Raw genomic sequence first — 19,973 nt, 5'->3', positions numbered from 1 at the left:
CACGACTGGGTTTTTAGACTGGAGTACAATCAGTGAAACTCGAAGTTGGATACATCCACGTTAAGGAGCTTGCGTTCGGCAACGAAAGCGCTCTGAGTGGACACCGTGTCGAGATCGATAAGGAAGCCCTGACCGGCTTTATCCGTGAAATCGATCACCGTATCACCGAAGTGAAGCTTGACATCGCCCTTCCAGGCGAAGCTACTCGTATCATGCCGGTGAAAGACGTTATTGAGCCTCGCGTAAAAGTTGAAGGCAAGGGCAGCATCTTCCCTGGCCGTAACGCTGGCGAGAACGATATTGTTGGTGAAGGCCGCACTCACGTCCTGAAGGGCATGACTGTTATGACAACCGGTAAGGTTGTTGGCTTCCAGGAAGGCATCATCGACATGTCTGGTACTGGCGCTGAATACACTCCGTTCTCCAAGACTCAGAACCTGGTTATCACCTGCGAAGTTGAAGAGTCCTGCAACCAGTACGATCACGAACAGATCCTGCGTACCGTAGGTCTGGAAACTGCACGTAAGGTTGGTGAGCTGGCTAAGACTGCTACTGCAGACGAAACCAAGACTTACGAAACTCTGCCAACTCTGCAACAGGCTGCTCAGTACCCTGACCTGCCTAAAGTTGGTTACGTTTACATGCTGCAGTCCCAAGGCCTGCTGCACGACACCTACCTGTACGGTGTTGACGTGAAGAACATTGTTCCAACCATCCTGTACCCAACTGAGGTTATGGACGGCGCAATCTTCTCCGGTAACTGTGTATCTGCCTGTGACAAGAACCCATCCCTGGTTCACCAGAACAGCCCGGTTATCCACGAGCTGTACGAGCAGCACGGCAAGAAGTACAACTTCATGGGCGTTATCGTAACCAACGAAAACGTAACCCTGGCCGACAAAGAGCGTTCTTCCAACTGGGTAGCCAAGCTGGCTGTTCAGCAGGGCTGGGATGCAGCGATCGTTTCCGAAGAAGGCTTCGGTAACCCAGACGCTGACCTGGTTATGAACTGCAACAAGCTGGAAGCTGCTGGCATCAAGACTGTTCTGCTGACCGACGAATACGCCGGTAACCAGGGCGAGTCTCAGTCTCTGGCTGACTCCACTCCTAAGGGTGACGCTGTTATCTCCAACGGTAACGCGAACATGATCATCGAGCTGCCAGCAATGGAGCGTCTGATTGGTCACGACACCTATGTAGACATGATCGCCGGTGGTACTGAAGGCTCTCTGCGTGCAGACGGTTCTATCAGCATCGAAATCCAGGCTATCACTGGTGCTACTAACGAGCTTGGTTTCCACAACCTGACTGCACGTCAGGGCTAAGGGAGAGATTACGAAAATGCGTATTCTTCATTACATTAACCAGTTCTTCGGACAGAAGGGCGGCGAAGAAGCTGCTAACCATCCGATCGAGCTGGTAGAAGGTCCTGTTGGTCCTGGCGGCGCGCTGAACAACCTGCTGGGCGACAAAGCTGAAATCGTTAACACCATCATCTGTGGTGATAGCTACTTCAACGAAAACGAAGGCGTTGCCGTTATGGGCATCGCTGAGATCATCGACCAGGTTAAGCCTGACCTGATCGTTGCCGGTCCTGCGTTCAACGCTGGCCGTTACGGTGTGGCCTGTGGCCGTGTTGGTAAGCTGGCTGCCGAAAAGGGCATCACTTGCATCTCCGGCATGTACCCAGAAAACCCAGGTTACGATCTGTACAAGCAGACTGCTTACATGGTTGAAACCAAGAACAGCGCTGCTGACATGCGTTCCGCTCTGCCTAACATGGCTGCTCTGATCTCCTCCTACGTTGAGAAGAACGGCAAGCTGGGCATGCCTGCAGAAGAAGGTTACATGTCTCGTAACCTGCGTGTGAACATGTTTGCTGAGAAGCGTGGCGCAGCTCGTGCTGTAGACATGCTGATCTCCAAGCTGGCTGGCGAAGAGTTCACCACTGAATACCCAATGCCTGTATTCGACCGTGTAGAACCTTTCAAAGCTCTGGCTTCCCTGAAAGATGCCAAGATCGCTCTGGTAACTTCCGGTGGTGTTGTACCTAAGGGCAACCCAGATCACATCGAATCTTCCTCCGCTCAGAAGTACGGTGAGTACTCCATCGAAGGCGTCTTCGATCTGACTGAAGAGACTCACGAAACTGCACACGGCGGCTACGACCCTGTGAAGTGTAACGAGAACTCCGACGTTGTTCTGCCAGTTGACGTTCTGCGTGACCTGGAGAAAGAAGGCTACATCGGTTCTCTGCACAACATGTTCTACACCACTGTTGGTAACGGTACTTCCGTATCCAACTCCAAGAAGTTCGGTGCAGAAATCGCTCAGAAGCTGCTGGATGCCGGGGTTTCCGCCGCCATCCTGACCTCTACCTGAGGCACTTGCACGCGTTGCGGTGCAACGCTCGTTAAAGAAATTGAGAAAGTAATGCCCGTAGTTCACATCGCTACAGTAGTACCTATCTCCCAGACTGTAGGCGCGAACCGTATCGTTCCTGCAATCGCTATTCCTCATCCTCTGGGCGATCCTAAGATGGATAAGGAAGAAGAGAAGCTGGTTCGTCGTGAGATGGTTGTTAAAGCCCTTGACACCCTGACCACCGATATTTCTGAACAGACTGTATTCTAAGACAGTTTTTCAGAGGCTCTCTTTGAAGCAAAAGCCCGCCCGGTTTATACCGGGCGGGCTTTTTTGTAGATCACTGCTAACCCAATTGTCAGAGACAAATGCCACAGGATAAAAAATAGTAACTCCAATATTATTTTTTTACTTTAGGGTGGTAGGTGATGCTTCGAAGAGTGCTCTCTTCAGTACTGTATTGGGCAGGGGTATCTGGGGAAGATTCCTCTGCATCCACCACAGCAAACCTTTCCGACAGTAATGGCAGGGATGTCCAAGCTCATGAGGGAACTGCAACATCTGGCCTTCAGACAAGGGGAAATGAGGTTACACAGGGAAGGGCTCAGGATTACCGGATACAGCCTGTACATAATAGTGCAGGGGTAGGCGGTTTTGAGCTGAATAGTTTCATCGAGGTGAGCCATAGTTCAATAGATGCGGATGTGAGCAGACTACTGGATTTCAGTGTTGTAATGGAACGAGAGGAGCTTAGTGAATTCACATTAACTGACTTCCACCTCCCGAAAGCCATCTGGCAGGTCGAAGAGAGTCAGTATGAGCGTTTAGATAGTTCTCAACAGGCCGTATTTGCGGAAGCAATTAATAGGCGATTGACTGGTCAAGCCTCGTTTGAAGAACTACTTGCTCTTTACGCCCTTATTTCCAGCAATCTTGTGAACCGCCCTAATGTGACTTTTAACGATTGCCAGCTGAAGATTGATTTAGGTGATGAGCTGCATCTAGCCCTAAAAAAACTATTGGCGCGTATTGTTGAGTTACGTACCGAAGATAATAAAAAGGAAGGGGAGAAAGCATCAAACCAGTGGCAGAATAGCGAGGTATTACGCAGACTGAAAATAATGACCCCAGCTCATTGGTGGGGAGCTTTAGCCAAAGAACAAGACAGTAACGCTGGTATTGGTGATGACGTTGGCCCTTTCTTTAGTAATAAGTGGCGGGCTGTAAAGTGGACGGAAAACCTTGCCTGCTGGAATGAAAAAAATGCTGAAATCGAATCCTGGGGAATTATTCCCAGATGTATCTTCTCTACTCAGAAGAAAGATGCCTGGCAGGTTGACCTTGCAAAAAATATTGCCTGGGTCAGTTTTGCATACCGACTGTTGCATGGCGTAAATTATACAAACACTCGTAATATGGTTTATGCATTTCCTCCCTTCGCCTGTGAGTGCCTGTCCAGACGCCCCGCATATATTCGTAAACATCTTGAGTTCTATGCCTTTATAGCCGGCATCCATGAACGTTATGTGGAAAATATTACCAGAGCATCTTCTAATCACGAAGATGTTAGAGCAGATGTTAGAGAAGCTACGACAAACAAATTCGGTTTCCTGGGGATCGGGCACAAATTGGGTTTTGGCTATGAGAAAATGATTCTTGAAGATGGTAAAAAACTGGGGTCTGCTTTCTACGTGCTTCGACCTCCGGTTCTTCCGCCTTCCGGTGAACCGGTGTTTTGCTCCGTTTCTGTACCTGATGGCGATTATACATGTGTCGCTTTTATTTATGCGGGCGCTTTGGGGAGAATGTTAACTATTCCTTATGCCAGATCGGATTCGTGTTCATTTCGGGAGCGTCTTACCAGTTGCCTGTCTGATAATGTTGACAGTGAGGGGGAGAGGAAAACACTATCTTCCTCAGATCCGGTCAGAATTATTTACGTCAGTTTAAATGATTATAACTCGGTGAACCTGCAAGACTTGCTGGCGTTATTTCCGAAATTTTTCAGTATCAGAATATTTTCTCCTTTCAGGCGTGGGCAGTGGACTGCAGAGGGGCAGGAAGCAGGTTCCGAGTGGGCTGATACTTTGAGTTTCAAACAGGGGGTGGCCCGCACGCCTGGTATGGATGGACAACATGTTCGCCTCTTGTTAGGCGGAGAGGATAACTTGTTGGATCTGTCTGCCCGGGTTAGAACGGGAGGCTATGAATATATCAGAATCGAGCCAGTTTTTCCCTTTGTCAATGAGAGTGTTCATGCGCCAGGGAAGGTTTTATATGCCGCGAATGAACGGTTACTGCAAGCGGCTTGTCTGGCTTTTCGTTGTGCGATCAGTAAAAAAACAGTTACAGAGATAGAGCACCCCGTGTTTGACCGATACGGGAATGTCTATGAGAAGAGCGAGCTGGATAGTAACCCGGGCTATCCAATGAATGGTGCGCCTGTAGAACTTGCTTCTATGCCGCTCCTTAGTGAATTGTTTGTGGAGGCGAAAAAGCTAGCCGCTGCAGGTTCCAGCTCTTCATCTTTAAAATTTCTTCAATATCTGTGCTGTAACTTTACCTGCCCGGTAACCATGAAAGCTGCTTACGAATATGAGGAGCCTATTTATGATGAAAATGGCCGCTGCTTTGAGAAGAGTGCTTTTGACGAGACTGTTGAGCAGTCAGGAGGGCTTAATCCCTATACAAAGAAACAAGTGGAGTACTACCGTTTGCCGCAATTGCGCTGGCTAACCGATATTTTCAGAGAATTAAAAACTCTTCATCAAAAGTATCCACTGCGTGAGCTGGAAACCCTTGATCTTGATCGCAGAGAGAGCGAAGAATCTGTTTCTTTGAGAGTGGGTTCAGATGTTGAAGGCGGTATGTCTTGCTCCAAGCGCATCAAGCCTGATGACCTTGATGTCCCCCCTCCGGCTAAGAGGGGTTGTGTTGAATAAAACTCATCTGGGGCATAGGCACTACCCTAACGGTTTTTTTTCATTTAAACGACAGGAAATGGTTTGGCGATCATCAGCCATAAAATGCCAAGAATGGCTGTAAAAGCTGGTATGCCCAGAGCGACCCAATATTTCATTAAGCGATGAAAGACTGGAGATATAACATTGTCTTGTGCTGATTGCTCTGCTAGGGAACGAAGTCGATATTGCAAAATAATAACTGGGATCCAGCAAAGACCAATGAACAAGAACAATCCAATTACCCAATAAAACCACAGGGAAGAAAACGAATACCCCAGGCGTATCATCAGCAATACACCAGTTATAAACTGAGTAACAACAGCTGGAGCAGTAAACAGCCAGTCGGCCAGCACTACATGGCGGGTAGTCACCTTCAAAGCCTGAACATCTTTGGAAAGCCAGGCCATAAGCATAAAGAAAGCAATCCCGGCGCCGGTTCCTGTCACCACAACAGCTGATAAGATATGAAGATATTTCAGGATGAAATAGCTATCCATAGCGTCTCTCCAGAGAGTGGGTAATGCCGTGTAAAGAGGCTTCGGCATCAAATTCATCCAGTGAAAATAAACCCTGGCAGGGGATGGCAGAACCTTTAAGAGAATCTGTATTGAGAGTTCTGCCCATAAGTTTTTTGGCAAGAATGACGGCAGGCAATGTTGGGATGTAGGGGCCGACACCGCTTTCTGCGACTAGCGTCCACAACAGTGTCAGAGGTTTTCCTTCGTGATCTGTTCCCTTAAGTTGTATGCGCATACCTCCGCTATCTGTTCCCAAAGAGCGAAACCATTGGCTGCTTTGGAAAATAGGGTTAATCCATCGGGCCCAGTTATTTATTAATCCAATGCGTGTAACCCCAGCCATCATCACCATTCCCAGATGTAAGATCCCCAGCTCCAGACCAGCCTGAAAGCGTACGTTTTGCACTGAAGGGTAACGTTCAGGGAATAACTCAAGGTCAGGAATATTAATATCCGCCAGCCAGCGTTTTCCCAGTGTTTGACCGAAGGAAAGTTTTCGGGGAGACATCCATCCCCAGGCTTTCTGCCAGCGGTTATCTTTCCAGACAGAAAAGGGGTGTCCTGTGTAAGAGAGGATAGCTTCAACAGTTGCTTTGCCCCGCTCAGCCTGATTCCCAGGAGCTATGGCGAAATCTATGTCTATTAGTTTGGAAAATTCCTGGGACAGCTGATCAATAACAACCGATGAAAGCCCGGGCACAGTACTGGCTCCGGAAATAACCGCAACGTTTTTTGACGTGGCCTGCTGTTGCAATGTTTTTATGTCACAAACAAAACGCCGGTCATCGGCCAGATCTATGTAATGTGCTCCAGCTTCGATACAAGCTTTGGGTACATAATAACCCTGCCCTTGAAACGGGCCACCGGTGTGGATGACCAAGTCTGGCGATAGCTTTTTCAATTGATTGGAAAACTCTGAAGACTGGCAGTCAATAGAGACAGCTTCCAACTGGGCGGCAATGAATTTTTTCGCAGAGAGTTTATGGCAGTAACTTTGGGCTTTCTCTTGAGAACGGCCGGCAACAAGAAGACGACAGTTTTTCTTCAAGGCCAGGTTCTCAACAATTTTCCTGCCAAAGTTACCGTAGCCCCCCAGAACCAGAATACAGAACATACTCCCTGTCCTTCACTCATTGTTGTTTTACTTATTATGTCTGTTATTGCTCCAATTGGCTTGTGTCGAAAGCAAACTTAGCAATCCCAGACACAACCTGAGAGTTACACGTCTCCTACCATACAACCTCAATAAGCCACTTTGAGCTTGGAAAAAATGGCGTGCTGGAAATGTTTAAACGGGGTGGGTAATGAATCATTTTCTTAAACAACGAAAAGCTGTGCTTGTGGCGTTCTTGCTGCCACTTGCTGGTACTTCTGTGGCAGATGTTGTCGATTATGGGGCAATGGTAAAGGTTCCAACAGGCTCTTTCACAATGGGTTGCCAAAGCTCAAATGACGATATCTGTGATTACCTTGAAGACGAAACTTCCCATAAGGTTTTTCTGGATGAGTACCAGATAGACAAGTATGAAGTGACCTTTGGGCGCTACCAAAAGTGTATTGATGCCGGAAAGTGCACACCTCTTGCGATTGGGGGTTCTATGAACTTTGGCCGCAAAGGCGTAGAGAATTTTCCGATTAATGGTGTGACCTGGCATCAGGCCAAAACTTTTTGTGAATTTGAAGGTAAGCGTTTACCTACAGAAGCTGAATGGGAGAAAGCTGCGCGCGGAACAGACGGGCGGAAGTTTCCTTGGGGTAATCAGAACCCGACCTGTGACCTCGCAGTGATGGATTCTGAATATGGTGGAAACCTCGGTTGTGGCACCGGCAATGTTATGAATGTCGGTTCGAAACCAAAAGGAGCTTCCCCCTACGGTGCTTTGGATATGGCTGGCAATGTCTGGGAGTGGACTGCCGACTGGTATGGCGAAAGATATTACAACAACAGTCCTGAGAAGAATCCCCAAGGGCCTGCACATGGCACCTACAAAACGACACGGGGCAGTGACTTTTTTGGTCGTTCCAGCTACGAGCTGCGCGTCACCAGTCGTTTTCCTTACTACCCGAACAATATAAGCCCTGCAATTGGTGTGCGCTGTGCCAGATAAGCCTCAGGAGAAAATCATGAAAGATTCTATGCAAATGCTGCTAAGTGGCGTTTTGGGTGCCGCATTACTTGGTTGTATGGCCAGTCCAAGTTTCGCTTTTGATGATAAAGAAATGGTGACCATACCTGGTGGTGAATTTACCCGGGGCTGTACTCGCAAGAATAAAGATTACGAATGTATGCCAGACACTTTGCCGGTAGCCAAAGTCTATGTCAGTGCATTCCGGATTAATAAATACCCTGTAACTTTTCGACGCTATAACGAATGTTTGCAAAACGGCACCTGTACAGAACTCTATTACGGTGGTGGGTGTAATGCTGGTATGCCCTGGAATAACGAACATCCGGTGAACTGTGTGACTTATAAACAGGCTGAGACTTTCTGTAAGTGGGATGGTGGTAAGCGTTTGCCAACTGAGGCGGAATGGGAGAAAGCTGCCAGAGGAACAGATGGCCGCTCCTATCCCTGGGGTAATACAGCACCGACCTGTGAACAGGCCACTATGAGTCAGAAAACTACTCCAGGAAAAATGGAGCCTGGGTGTGGGGCGGGCACAACAAATACTGTCGACAGTAAGCCCAAAGGTGCTTCACCTTACGGCGTTATGGATATGGTCGGTAATGTCTGGGAGTGGACCAGCAGTTGGTATGCTCCCGATGAGTACAAAAACAATGATTTACGAGATCCAAAAGGTGCAAAGTCTAAAACCGGTTATAAATCACTTCGTGGTGCAAGTTGGATGATGAAAGAAGCGGAAGGTATGGATGTATCTGTACGGTCACCTTATGCACCGGAAGGGCAGGGATATATTGTAGGCTTCCGTTGTGCAGTCGATGGGTAAATTGATGTAAACGACTCGACCGCTAAAGCGGTTGAGTCGTATAACGGTTGAGACTTTGTTTCGGTGTACTTCAGGCCGCTCTGTGTGGCGTTCCAAGAACTTCTACAACCGCTGATCTTGAAAGCTCACCATGCAACCCGCCATCTTCATCAACCACTGGCAGGTGATACTCTGTTTCCAGCGTATCTGGAATAACGGTTTCCAGAACCGCATCGCAGGGAACTGCCGCCAAATGCTCAACAACCTTTACGCACATTCTGGCGTCGGCATCTTCTTCGTAGGCCTGCTCCAGAGTTTCCTGCAGAACAACGCCTTGGTAGCCATCCTCGTTCACATAGTAACCGTAACTTTCCGGAAGCTTTTTCATTTGCTCCAAAGCTTCGCGGATAGTCGCGGCGGTAATGCGATTCAGAGGAGGCTGCATAACTGTCTCAACAGTCAGCGCTCTGGCGCGATTCACATCTTTTACAAAGGCTTCTACATATTCTGTAGCAGGATGGAGCAGGATTTCTTCCGGCTTGCCAACCTGTACCAGTTCACCATCTTTGAGAATGGCAATCCGATCTCCCAGTCGCAGAGCTTCGTCCAGATCATGGGTGATAAAGACAATAGTTTTGTGCAGCCCGGCCTGCAGCTCAATCAATTGATCTTGCATTTCACTGCGAATCAATGGGTCGAGAGCAGAGAAAGCTTCATCCATCAGCAGAATTTCTGCATCAGTACAAAGAGCACGTGCCAAACCAACACGTTGTTGCTGACCGCCAGAGAGCTGGGAAGGGTATTGTTCTTCATAACCTTTCAAACCAACAGTTTCCAGCCAGTCTGTAGCTTTCTGCTTGCGTTCTTTCTTTGGTACACCCTGAACAGATAAACCATAGGCGACATTGTCAATCACTGTGCGATGAGGCATCAAGCCAAAGCGCTGGAACACCATAGACATCTTGTGTCGTCGAAACTGTTCCAGTTCTTTTTTGCCAAGGCTCATTACATCCACACCATCGACCACAATCTGGCCTTCTGTTGGATCAATCAGACGATTGAAGTGGCGAATCAGGGTGGATTTTCCGGAACCGGACAGTCCCATAATGACAAAAATTTCACCCTTATTAATGGTCAGGTTGATATCTTTCAACCCGAGGGTGTGATCATGCTGGGTCAGCAGTTCATCTTTGCTGATACCAGCACGTACTTTGTCCATCAGTGCATTGGGTTTACGGCCAAAAACCTTGTAAAGGTTTTGGATTTTTATCAGTTCCTGAGCATCAGACATGACCGGTACCTCCCAGATGTTTCTGGGAACGCTTGGCCCAGGCTTGCGATACCCGGTCAAACATAATAGCCAGCGCAACAATGGCTAAGCCGTTAAGCAGCCCCAGTGTGAAGTATTGATTGGTAATGGATTTCAGAACTGGCTGCCCTAAACCCTTCACACCAATCATTGATGCAATCACAACCATTGCCAGCGCCATCATAATGGTTTGGTTGATGCCAGCCATAATCGTCGGCATAGCCAATGGCAGCTGTACACCGAACAGTCGCTGGGTTGAGCTGGCACCATAGGCAGATGCCGCTTCCAGAACTTCTTTATCTACCAGCCGAATACCAAGGTTGGTCAGGCGAATAACCGGTGGAATCGCGTAAATAATAACCGCAAGCAATCCGGGCACCTTGCCGATCCCCAGAAGCATTACCACAGGAATCAGGTACACAAACGCAGGCATGGTCTGCATAACATCCAGTATCGGCGTGAATGTGCTTTGCACCCTGTCGGACCGAGCCATAAAAATACCAATGGGGATGCCCAGAACAATAGCCATCACGGTGCAAACGGTAATCATACTGAGAGTGCGCATGGTGTTATCCCACATACCGAAGTAGCCGATAACAACCATTGCTAGAGTAATACCAACAGTGAGTTTCCAGGAACGGCTGGCCAGCCAGACCAGAGAGGTTATTACTCCCAGCACCAGCCACCAAGGGGATTGCAGCAGTAACTGTTCAAACCACACCAGAAAACTCAGCAGCGGATCAAAGAACGCTTCAATGGTATCCCCGAACTCACGGGAAAAATCACGATAAGCGCCGTCCAGAGTTTTACGGATCGTGATAAGGTCAGCACGATCCATCTGAGGAAAATCTTGCAGCCAGGACTTCTCGGCCATAAATCCCCCGCTTAAAGCTCTGCCAGAGCTTTATTAACTTTGTCAGCCACGTCACCTGGTAGCCAAGCTTTCCAGAGCTGAGGATAGTTGTTCAGGAAGTATTCTGCGGCCATTGGACCATCGGCCTGATTTTCTTCCATCCAGGCCAGCATGGTGTTCATTTCGGCATTATTGAATGAACGCTTGCTGATGTAGCTGTAAGCAAGGGGAGCTTTTGTCGCAAAGCGTTCCGTAGTGACAGAGTGAACCGGTGAAGGAGGATACATGGTCACTTTAGGTTCCAGGCAGTCTTCCTTGGTCGTGCAATTCAGAAACTCTTCTTTGTTAATGCCAGAACCAAAGTCGATTTTTACCATGTCGTATTTGCCGAGAATGGCACTGGGCGCCCAGTAGTAACCAAACCAGGGTTCCTGACGTTCATAAGCTTTAGCAATAGAGCCGAACAACCCTGCACCTGAACCGGGATCAATAACCTCAAAACCTTTTTCATCCAGTTTCAGGGCATTGAACAGGTTTCCTGCTGAAATCTGGCAATTCCAGCCAGCCGGGCAGTTGTAGAATGCGCTGAGGTCGGGGTTTTCCGGATGTTTGAACATAGGGGCATTTTTTATAACGCCTTCAATGGTTGCCAGAGAAGGGTCTTTTTCTACCAGATACTTTGGAACCCAGAAGCCTTCATCCCCACCATCTGAGAACGCTTTGCCTGCATAGCGTAAGCGTTTCTCAGCAACACCCTTATCGAGTGCTTCTTTCATGGTGTTGCTCCAGAACTCTGGCGCAATATCTGGCTCACCCTTCTCCACCATGGATGCACCTGTCGCCATGGTGTCTCCGGGAACCAGCTCGATATCACAGCCATAACCTTCACTCAGGATAAACTGATCAACATGAGCCAATAGGGAAGCGGAGTTCCAGTTCATATCAGCCACAGTGATTTTTCCGCAGCTGTTTTCAGCCCATGAAGTACTTGAAATCGCAAGGAGAGACGCTGCGCCAACAGCTTTGATGGCTCTTATCATTTGAATTGCCTGCTCGAATTTTAATTATTCTTCTATTGCATTGCTGCAAAAGGTTACAGGTCAAATGATAAGAGTTCAAACTAATCCCTGAATGCTTATGGGCTAATAGCCGCGACATCCAGTACCGGAGCAACATCCAGACTCTCGGCATCCATCATATTGGCAATGCGCTGCAGGGCAGAAAGCAGCTGGGTTTTTTCCCAATCTTCCAGTGCTTCAAATCGCTCTATAAATTTTTCATGGAGCAGAGGGGGGGTGTTGCTAAGAACTTCTCTGCCGTTCTCTGTCAACCTAGCGTTGACTATGCGTTTGTCTTTTGCACTGCGTACCCGTTCAATCAAACCCCGCTCCTCAAGGCGGTTCAGGATAGTTGTGACGGTCGCCTGGCTCAGGGATACATCCTGTGAAACACGCTTTACTGTCACATCTCCTAACTGTTTTATTGCCCGCAAAACCATTACCTGAGGAATTGTGAGACCGCAGACTTTAATCATTCTTTTGGAGTGCAGGTCAGTAGCGCGCATGATCTGGCGAAGGGAAACCAGTACATCATTCCAGTAAGGGGATTCGGACATAATTGTTTTACTTGTGAAGTTCTTAATTCAGAGTATCTGTTTGCCACAAAAGTTAGGCAAAAACAAACATGGTTTGAATACTAACAATTAGATGTCTAACCTTACTGGCGCTGTATTGTCCAAGAGTTTGTTACCCAAATCTGGAGAAGGTCCTTTTTATGGTTTCACGTAAAAGGCCGGCCCATAATATTAACAAACCCGTTTTTTTCGGGGCCGCAGCTCTTGTTTTCTTCCTTGTCGGCTATGCCGCTCTTTTCCCGTCCCAGTCAGAAACCGTATTTACAGCTGTCCAGAACAGCATTATGGCTAATGCCAGCTGGTTTTATGTGACAGCTGTCGCAGTGATTTTGATTGGTGTTATCTACGTTGGGCTTAGTCGATATGGCGATATTAAGCTGGGTCCTGACCATTCAGAGCCAGATTTCAGTTTCTCCTCCTGGTTTGCCATGCTGTTTTCCGCAGGCATGGGTATTGGGCTGATGTTCTTTGGGGTAGGGGAACCGGTGATGCATTTCCTCTCTCCGCCAAAAGGTGATCCGGGAACAATTGATGCCGCCAGAGAAGCTCTGGGCATTACCTTCTTTCACTGGGGCTTTCATGCTTGGGCGATTTACGCGATTGTGGCTCTGATCCTGGCCTTTTTTGGTTACCGCCATAATTTGCCGCTGACTTTGAGATCCGCTCTTTACCCGTTAATTGGCGAGCGGATTTACGGAACCATCGGCCATATCATCGATATTTTCGCTATTGTGGGCACCATCTTTGGAGTGGCCACGGCTCTTGGTTATGGTGTTCTACAAGTCAACTCTGGCCTGAACTATCTGTTTGCCGTTTCTGTCACTACGGAAATTCAGGTGGGGTTAATTATCTTTATTACCGCGCTGGCAACTTTGTCTGTGGCTTCTGGATTGGATAAAGGTATTCGTCGCTTATCTGAATTGAATTTGTTGCTGGCCTGCCTGTTGTTGTTGATGGTGATATCTCTCGGTCCAACAACGCTGTTACTGCAGATGTTTGTGCAGAACTTTGGTGGCTATCTGTCCGAACTGGTAGATAAAACTTTCAACCTTTATGCCTATGAACCTACCGACTGGCTGGGTGGTTGGACGTTATTTTACTGGGCCTGGTGGTTGTCCTGGTCGCCCTTTGTGGGAATGTTTATAGCCCGTATCTCTCGGGGAAGAACGATTCGGGAATTTATCTGTGGTGTTCTGTTTGTTCCTTCAGCACTGACCTTTCTGTGGATGACTGTATTTGGCAATACATCCATAGATTTGATTATGCATCATGAGGCTCAGGAGTTGGGCCAGATTGTTCAGACGGACGTATCACTGGCCTTGTTCAAGTTTCTGGAATATTTCCCATTCACCAACGTGCTCTCTGGTGTCGCCACAATTATGGTGGTGATCTTTTTCGTCACATCATCAGACTCCAGCGCCATGGTGATAGATCTGCTGGCCTCCAAAGGAACAGGCAGAACACCTGTCTGGCAGCGAATTTTCTGGTCCTGCTTAATCGGGCTGGTCGCTTTGGTTCTGATGCTGGCCGGGGGGCTGAAATCCTTACAAAGTGCCACCATTGCGACTGCATTGCCATTCTCTATCGTGCTGCTGATTTCCGGGTATGGTCTGTTGAAAGCACTGGCGATTGATGCGGCTAAGAGAGAAAGTCTTTCCCAAACTACGTTGGCTCCCAGTTCTGGTTCCAGCCATATTCCATGGCAAAGTCGTCTGCATAATCTTATAAATTACCCTGAGCAAAAAAGCGTTGCCCGCTTTATGAGTAAAACCGTGCTCTCGGCTATGCAGGCGGTTTCACAAGAGTTGAAAACGCAAGGTGTTGAAGCCTCGATTGATACCAAACTCAGGGGGATTCCCGCTCTTGTGGTGTCCCATGGTGATGAGCAGGATTTCCTCTACCGGGTTAAACCCAGGGCTTATATGCAGCCCAGCTTTGTAGTTGATGATGAAGAGGAAGATGAGAGTAAGTATTACCGGGCCGAGGTCTTTCTTCTCGAGGGTGGGCAGAATTACGACATAATGGGGTGGACCCGGGAACAGGTGATTGGTGACATCATCGACCAGTATGAAAAGCACATGCACTTCCTCCATACAGTTCGCGATTGAACACCCCCTAACTACTCCGTCAGTTTTACAATAAAACCAGTTGGTAACTGTTCACTCTAAGCCATCTTAGAGTGAAAGTTTCCGAGCTTTATATTTATGGATTTACCAGCGGTTTCAATTGCCGGTCAGGCATACGGACAATCATCAACGGAAGCTGAAGACAGAGATATGGCCAGTTTTCCGCTGATTCTCAGAGGAACTGGTGTGCGGACGTTAGCCAAGCAACTCATTGCCGCCGCAAAACAGGTCGAGACATCGTTGGAGCCTGACAAAGATTATGGAAGAGTTCGACAGGTTAGAAAACAACCCGGATTTCGCAGACTTCTCCTCCCTAAACCTGTTCCCTACGAAGAGGTGAATGATCTGATTTATCATGACGAGAAGAATGCTCCTTTATTGACAGGCGCAGATTTAATGTTGTCTTCCGGACAACCTTGTTCATCAAAACCGTTACTTGGGCCGCAAAGAGGAAAACACAGAACTCATCACTGTAACAATGTACGAAAAGCGATACAGACCATTGGCACCAATGGGCAAGCGAAGTTCAGTGATATTCATCAGTGGTTGTTTCAACGAAGGGAAAATAAGAAATCCAGGCAAGCTCTTGCCGCTTTTATTGCACAGGGGATTCAAAGGGACCCAAAGCTATCTATGGCTGATAACGGCCTAGTGACATTTGGTGGTCCGTATAAAGGGGACTAGGTCGCCATAACCGTTCTGAGAGGTGATGAAGTCGGTGAAAGCCTCACTTCTGCCATGCGTTTAACAGCAGCCTGATAAGGTGTGTCTTTTGGTAAAAACGGCGTGGACTCTTCCTTATCTTCATCCTCTTTACTTTCACTCTCTTTATCTTTCGTGGATTTTGGAGGCTTGGCAGCCGCCAGGTACCACTTTGTTTTCATTTCTTCCGGTTGCACTTCGCGACAGTTGTATAGCCTGAAAAATGTTTTCTTAGCGGCGCTGCAGATGGCCGTCACGATATCTTTCAGCTCATTGCCCATGCGTAGCGTGACCAGAAGCATGGGGAATGCTCCCAGGAATGCGAAAACGCCAGCCATAACATTATTATTGTGCCAGCACAGATCGCTCTTGGTATCGGAGAATACGGCTCCGGCAAAACTCAGTGTATAGCAGAGGCTGGTGACTAAACCGGCCAGCATGAAAACACCTTCGCCAAAAGTTGCCAGAGCGCCTTTAAAGATTGGGCAGCTGCAAAGTTCTTTGAAGAATTGTGAGTTACGATTCTGTAACGCCCCTTTCACTTTCTTCAGGCCTTTCCAGAGAGAGGCTGCGCTTTCACCAAAAGCACAGAGATTGTCTTTTAATAGTGTGGCCTGCCCAAGGCTTCTGCCAAGCATGAAGATATTAAAAATGGCCTGCCAGCCCATATAGAAATCAAAGCCGCTAAAACAACTCAACCCGGTACTGTATTTCACTAATGGATTGATAACACTGGCGGCTTCTCCCCAGCTGGAGAATGCTGTCCAGGTCGCCAGCCCAAGGAGCGACATAATGAGCCAGGGTTTACCCCATTTTGAGCGGTGGTTTTTTGCACGGGTGGCCAATCCCTGAACAGACATTTCAGGAGCTGGCTTTGAATCTTTCACAGAACGCAGCTTTTTCACGATATTGCGTGCTTTTTTACCCGGTGCTTTCAAGCAACCGTGGTAAAGAACAGCTTCGCAGCAGCCTACTTTGCGGGGCAGAAGATCCAAGGCTGAGGCATAACATTTGGCTCGTTTACGAACTGCTTCCTCTGAATTTGAGAGATCAATATCTGGCCCCAGTTTTTCAAGAAGGTGAGCGGTCAACCAGGCAGTGTCTTCAACCATTTTTTCTTTTTCAGCATCCTTGCCCATCATGCTATAGGAGAAACGATTGGCGAGAATGTAATAAAACGGGAAACTGCCTACCAGCTTGAGCCCGGCAATAAGGCCGCCGGCAAAAATGCCGCCAACTCCAGGGATCATGGCTGAAACACCCCTGTAAGCCATACCGGCAATAGTGGCGACAGAAGCAAAGGCCATGATGCCGGCACACCATGAACCGGAATCTTTCGACAAGCCATCCAACCCGATTCTTTGGGAGCCATAAGCCCCCTGCAAACCGTCTGAGCCATAGGCTGCGGAAGTAATTGCATAGGCCAGTTTGCTTTTACTCTGGGGGGGAACCGGTAAAAGGTTTGCCAGCCCTTCGTTGCCGAACCAGCGATTGGAACCACTGCCAAACAGTGCGCAAGCTCCCAATAATGCTCTCTGAACAGAACTGTGTTTCAGGTCTTCATCATTTGGGATGGTGATGGCTTCCCCGACAATTTGTTTAAGGGCATTCCATATATCTTCATTCGAACAATCTGGCCCAAGGCTTTTACATAAAGGAGCCAGGCGAGCGGCATTAATTCCATGTTTCTTAAAGAGGTTTCTGACCTCTTCTTTTTGGCTGGTAATAAATGCGTTTGCTCTGGTTGGGGCATTATCAGTATCTGTAGCCTGTGTGCCCAGAATTTTAACGGGCGGTGCCTCCGTCGCAGAGTAAGTCACGATAGGCTCGTTGGGTCTGCGTTCGGGGCTATGCAGGTGGGGGCGCTCCAGCTTTAAGTCACTCGGATTAATCGTCCCTGTAGACCGCGACAGTTTATGTACGGGGCTGGGAGTCGGCGAGTGTTTAGGGCTGCTTCCGGGAGATACAGAAGAGCTCCGATGAGTTAACCGTGTTGCAGAATCCATAATAAGAAGCCCCATTAAAATTGCTTGTTAAGCAGGGACTCGCAGAAAGAAGGGAAATTCCTGCGCTGAACTGTGTTGTCAGTAAAACTGTCAGTCAGCGCAGGGAGATTAGTTTATCGGCAGTTTGCAGGCAGGTACTTGGAAGGCAGTTCGCTGCCAGCATTGGTAGAGGAGCGGCATTCCCACTGGATGCCATTGCCACTGTCGTTGGAGAGGAACACCAGCTGAGCATCATCCTGTACTTTCGCGTCATATGTCACACGAATGATTCCACAGGGGCCACTGCCAAGAGTGCAGGAGGCACCACTATCAACCACAACACTTTTGACCGCATTTCCAGAGATTGTGGCAGGCAGGCCAGCGGCCGCATTGTCTGCAGGCCAACTGTTATTGGTGGAGTAGAACTCAACCATAGAGGCCTTAACGCCAGCGACCAGATTTAAACCTTCGGCTACATGAGAGCGCTTGGTGTAATCCTGGTAAGCGGGAATCGCCACGGCGGCCAGAATGCCGATAATGGCGACGACGATCATAAGCTCTATAAGCGTAAAGCCTTGATTTCTTTGGTTAATGTTTTCTTTCATAACTGACGCATCCATTCGCAGATTTAGAAACCTTTCCGAAAAAGACTAGCAGATGATATAAAGTGGATATCCGTGTTAAACAGGCGTTTGAATGGAGGCAGATAACTGATTTAAGGGAGATTTTTAAGGGGAGAGGTATAACACCGAGTGCTAGAAGGCATGTGGTCGTGGTCAGTCTCAAACCTGTAAGTAATAACAGATGTTTGTTTGGGGAAGGTCAGAGTTTTTGATGAACGTCAGTTTTTTTACAGTGTGTGTAAGTTTTCTTTAATCAAAAAGAAACACTTTAGTAACCCCTGAGAACCAGAGTACCACTATAAGAATAGCGAATTAGCATTAAGTTTTTCTGGTTGACCTTGCTTTAAGAGGAGAAAGCTCTGTTGTTATTGGTATTCACTGTTCGTTTTTTGTTATCTCTGTTTGACTTCGATCATGGTTCCTACTGCAAGAGCCACACATAATCCCCGCCAACTGGTGCAGAGCCAAGGCTGAAAAGCCTTAAAAATTAAAGTATTACGCTTCTGCATCAGAGCCTGAAAAGAATAGTGGAACATGAGTGGGATAAGACTGCAGCCAGGAAGGTTGCGGTTAGATATTGAACCGGAAATCTCTTGACCAGGGGACACCATGAGTCAGACCACCTCTCTGATGAATCGCTACACAAGTAGCAGTCTGATCTTGCGAATCTTTATCGGTATTGTTGCCGGTGGAGCACTGGCCGCCATCGCGCCGGATACCGCTAAGATGATGGGGCTGTTCGGCAGCCTGTTCGTAGGTGCTTTGAAAGCCGTTGCGCCAATCCTTGTATTTGTTCTGGTAACGTCAGCTATTGCCAACCAGAAGAAAGACTCCAACACAAACATGCGTCCTATCATCGCGCTGTACCTGATCAGTACTTTTGCTGCTGCTCTGACTGCAGTGGTTATGAGCTTCATGTTCCCAACTGAACTGACTCTGGTAACAACCAGCACCAGCACCACGCCTCCTGGTGGTATTGGTGAAGTTATGCACACCCTGCTGTTCAAGATCGTGCAGAACCCTGTGCAGGCTCTGCTGGATGGTAACTTCATTGGCATTCTGGCATGGGCTGTTGGCCTGGGTATCGCTCTGCGACATGCTGCTGATGCAACCAAGCGTACTGTTCACGATATGTCTGATGGCATTGCCAAGATCGTTCGTTTTGTGATCCAGCTGGCACCTTTCGGTATCTTCGGTCTGGTTGCTAACACCATCGCTTCTACCGGTTTTGGTGCCCTGGCCAGCTACGCTCGCCTGCTGGGTGTTTTGCTGGGCTCCATGTTCATTATTGCCCTGATTGTTAACCCAATCATCGTATTCGTGAAAACTGGCATGAACCCTTACCCTCTGGTTCTGCGCTGCCTGCGTGAAAGTGGCATCACTGCCTTCTTTACCCGTAGCTCTGCTGCCAACATCCCAGTGAACATGAAGCTGTGTGAAGACCTGAAACTGCACGAGGATACTTACTCCGTATCTATCCCTCTGGGTGCAACCATCAACATGGGCGGTGCTGCAATCACCATCACTGTTATGGCTCTGGCTGCTGTACATACTCTGGGTATTCAGGTTGATATCGCCACTGCCGTATTGCTGAGCGTTGTAGCAGCTGTATCTGCCTGCGGTGCATCCGGTGTTGCTGGTGGTTCCCTGCTGCTGATTCCTCTGGCCTGCTCCCTGTTCGGTATCTCTAACGACGTTGCCATGCAGGTTGTTGGTGTAGGCTTCATCATCGGCGTTATTCAGGATTCCGCTGAAACCGGCCTGAACAGCTCTACCGATGTTATCCTGACTGCAGCGGCCTGTATTGCTGCAGAGAAGAAAGGCGAGCATATTGTTCAGTCCCAGCAACAAGCTGCCTGATAAACTACGCGTTACTTTCTTTTGAAAAGCGGCCCTGAGAAATCAGGGCCGCTTTTTTATTTCTGTTTTATCCAGATTCATCTGCTACCTGATGTTACGTTTTCTATTC

The 19,973-nt window shown here is 48.2% G+C and carries 16 protein-coding genes; 8 read left to right on the top strand and 8 right to left on the bottom strand.

Features of this window, described 5'->3' with window-relative positions:
- Window positions 1-32: 32 nt before the first annotated feature.
- The 3 genes from ACY2RR_RS21270 (at window position 33) to ACY2RR_RS21260 (ending at window position 5,306) form a co-directional block, all read left to right on the top strand.
- Entirely contained in the window at window positions 33-1,325 is a 1,293-nt protein-coding gene (locus ACY2RR_RS21270) for a glycine/sarcosine/betaine reductase component B subunit (protein WP_490110202.1), read from the top strand.
- Window positions 1,326-1,341: 16 nt separating this feature from the next.
- On the top strand, window positions 1,342-2,634 hold the full coding sequence (locus ACY2RR_RS21265; protein ID WP_490110201.1) for a glycine/betaine/sarcosine/D-proline family reductase selenoprotein B: 1,293 nt from the start codon (window positions 1,342-1,344) through the stop codon (window positions 2,632-2,634).
- Between the two features lie 158 nt (window positions 2,635-2,792).
- Entirely contained in the window at window positions 2,793-5,306 is a 2,514-nt protein-coding gene (locus ACY2RR_RS21260; RefSeq protein WP_490110200.1) for a hypothetical protein, read from the top strand.
- Between the two features lie 44 nt (window positions 5,307-5,350).
- Here the strand turns inward: ACY2RR_RS21260 and ACY2RR_RS21255 are convergent, their stop codons facing one another.
- Window positions 5,351-5,824 (bottom strand): DUF2269 family protein, encoded by a 474-nt coding sequence (locus ACY2RR_RS21255; protein ID WP_490110199.1) that lies wholly within the window; start codon window positions 5,822-5,824, stop codon window positions 5,351-5,353.
- Window positions 5,817-6,959: a saccharopine dehydrogenase family protein gene (locus ACY2RR_RS21250; protein WP_490110198.1), complete on the bottom strand. Its 1,143-nt coding sequence runs from the start codon at window positions 6,957-6,959 to the stop codon at window positions 5,817-5,819. The genes ACY2RR_RS21255 and ACY2RR_RS21250 overlap by 8 nt, the downstream gene beginning before the upstream one ends.
- Window positions 6,960-7,149: 190 nt before the next feature.
- Here ACY2RR_RS21250 and ACY2RR_RS21245 point away from each other — a divergent pair, with 190 nt between their 5' ends.
- Both ACY2RR_RS21245 and ACY2RR_RS21240 read left to right on the top strand, forming a co-directional pair.
- Window positions 7,150-7,953, top strand: coding sequence for a formylglycine-generating enzyme family protein (locus ACY2RR_RS21245; protein WP_490110197.1), 804 nt, complete (start codon window positions 7,150-7,152; stop codon window positions 7,951-7,953).
- Between the two features lie 16 nt (window positions 7,954-7,969).
- Window positions 7,970-8,794, top strand: a complete 825-nt coding sequence (locus ACY2RR_RS21240) for a formylglycine-generating enzyme family protein (protein WP_490110196.1) — start codon at window positions 7,970-7,972, stop codon at window positions 8,792-8,794.
- Window positions 8,795-8,864: 70 nt separating this feature from the next.
- On the opposite strand, the gene ACY2RR_RS21235 is transcribed toward ACY2RR_RS21240, so the two are convergent.
- The 4 genes from ACY2RR_RS21235 to ACY2RR_RS21220 form a co-directional block, all read right to left on the bottom strand.
- Entirely contained in the window at window positions 8,865-10,064 is a 1,200-nt protein-coding gene (locus ACY2RR_RS21235; RefSeq protein ID WP_490110195.1) for a quaternary amine ABC transporter ATP-binding protein, read from the bottom strand.
- On the bottom strand, window positions 10,057-10,956 hold the full coding sequence (locus tag ACY2RR_RS21230) for an ABC transporter permease (protein ID WP_490110194.1): 900 nt from the start codon (window positions 10,954-10,956) through the stop codon (window positions 10,057-10,059). Before ACY2RR_RS21230 ends, ACY2RR_RS21235 begins: the two co-directional genes overlap by 8 nt.
- Window positions 10,957-10,967: 11 nt before the next feature.
- Window positions 10,968-11,975, bottom strand: a complete 1,008-nt coding sequence (locus tag ACY2RR_RS21225; protein ID WP_490110193.1) for an ABC transporter substrate-binding protein — start codon at window positions 11,973-11,975, stop codon at window positions 10,968-10,970.
- Window positions 11,976-12,070: 95 nt separating this feature from the next.
- Window positions 12,071-12,550 carry a MarR family winged helix-turn-helix transcriptional regulator gene (locus ACY2RR_RS21220; protein WP_490110192.1) on the bottom strand — a complete coding sequence of 160 codons (480 nt, stop codon included), beginning with the start codon at window positions 12,548-12,550 and terminating at the stop codon, window positions 12,071-12,073.
- Between the two features lie 158 nt (window positions 12,551-12,708).
- On the opposite strand from ACY2RR_RS21220, the gene ACY2RR_RS21215 reads away from it, so the two are divergent.
- Together ACY2RR_RS21215 and ACY2RR_RS21210 are read left to right on the top strand one after the other, a co-directional pair.
- On the top strand, window positions 12,709-14,676 hold the full coding sequence (locus ACY2RR_RS21215; protein ID WP_490110191.1) for a BCCT family transporter: 1,968 nt from the start codon (window positions 12,709-12,711) through the stop codon (window positions 14,674-14,676).
- Between the two features lie 96 nt (window positions 14,677-14,772).
- Window positions 14,773-15,378, top strand: a complete 606-nt coding sequence (locus ACY2RR_RS21210) for a hypothetical protein (RefSeq protein ID WP_490110190.1) — start codon at window positions 14,773-14,775, stop codon at window positions 15,376-15,378.
- Here the strand turns inward: ACY2RR_RS21210 and ACY2RR_RS21205 are convergent.
- Both ACY2RR_RS21205 and ACY2RR_RS21200 read right to left on the bottom strand, forming a co-directional pair.
- Window positions 15,375-17,402, bottom strand: coding sequence for a hypothetical protein (locus ACY2RR_RS21205; protein WP_490110189.1), 2,028 nt, complete (start codon window positions 17,400-17,402; stop codon window positions 15,375-15,377). The two genes, ACY2RR_RS21210 and ACY2RR_RS21205, sit on opposite strands and share 4 nt — an antisense overlap.
- 113 nt (window positions 17,403-17,515) lie before the next feature.
- The gene (locus ACY2RR_RS21200; protein ID WP_490110188.1) at window positions 17,516-18,001 is read right to left on the bottom strand and encodes a pilin; all 486 of its coding nucleotides are present in this window, start codon (window positions 17,999-18,001) and stop codon (window positions 17,516-17,518) included.
- 612 nt (window positions 18,002-18,613) lie between these two features.
- Here ACY2RR_RS21200 and sstT point away from each other — a divergent pair.
- Window positions 18,614-19,864, top strand: a complete 1,251-nt coding sequence (gene sstT / locus ACY2RR_RS21195; RefSeq protein WP_490110187.1) for a serine/threonine transporter SstT — start codon at window positions 18,614-18,616, stop codon at window positions 19,862-19,864.
- The last annotated feature ends 109 nt before the right edge of the window (window positions 19,865-19,973 follow it).

This window comes from Parendozoicomonas sp. 2304DJ65-17 (genome assembly GCF_058148445.1).
This window is presented reverse-complemented; position numbering and strand designations above follow the sequence as displayed.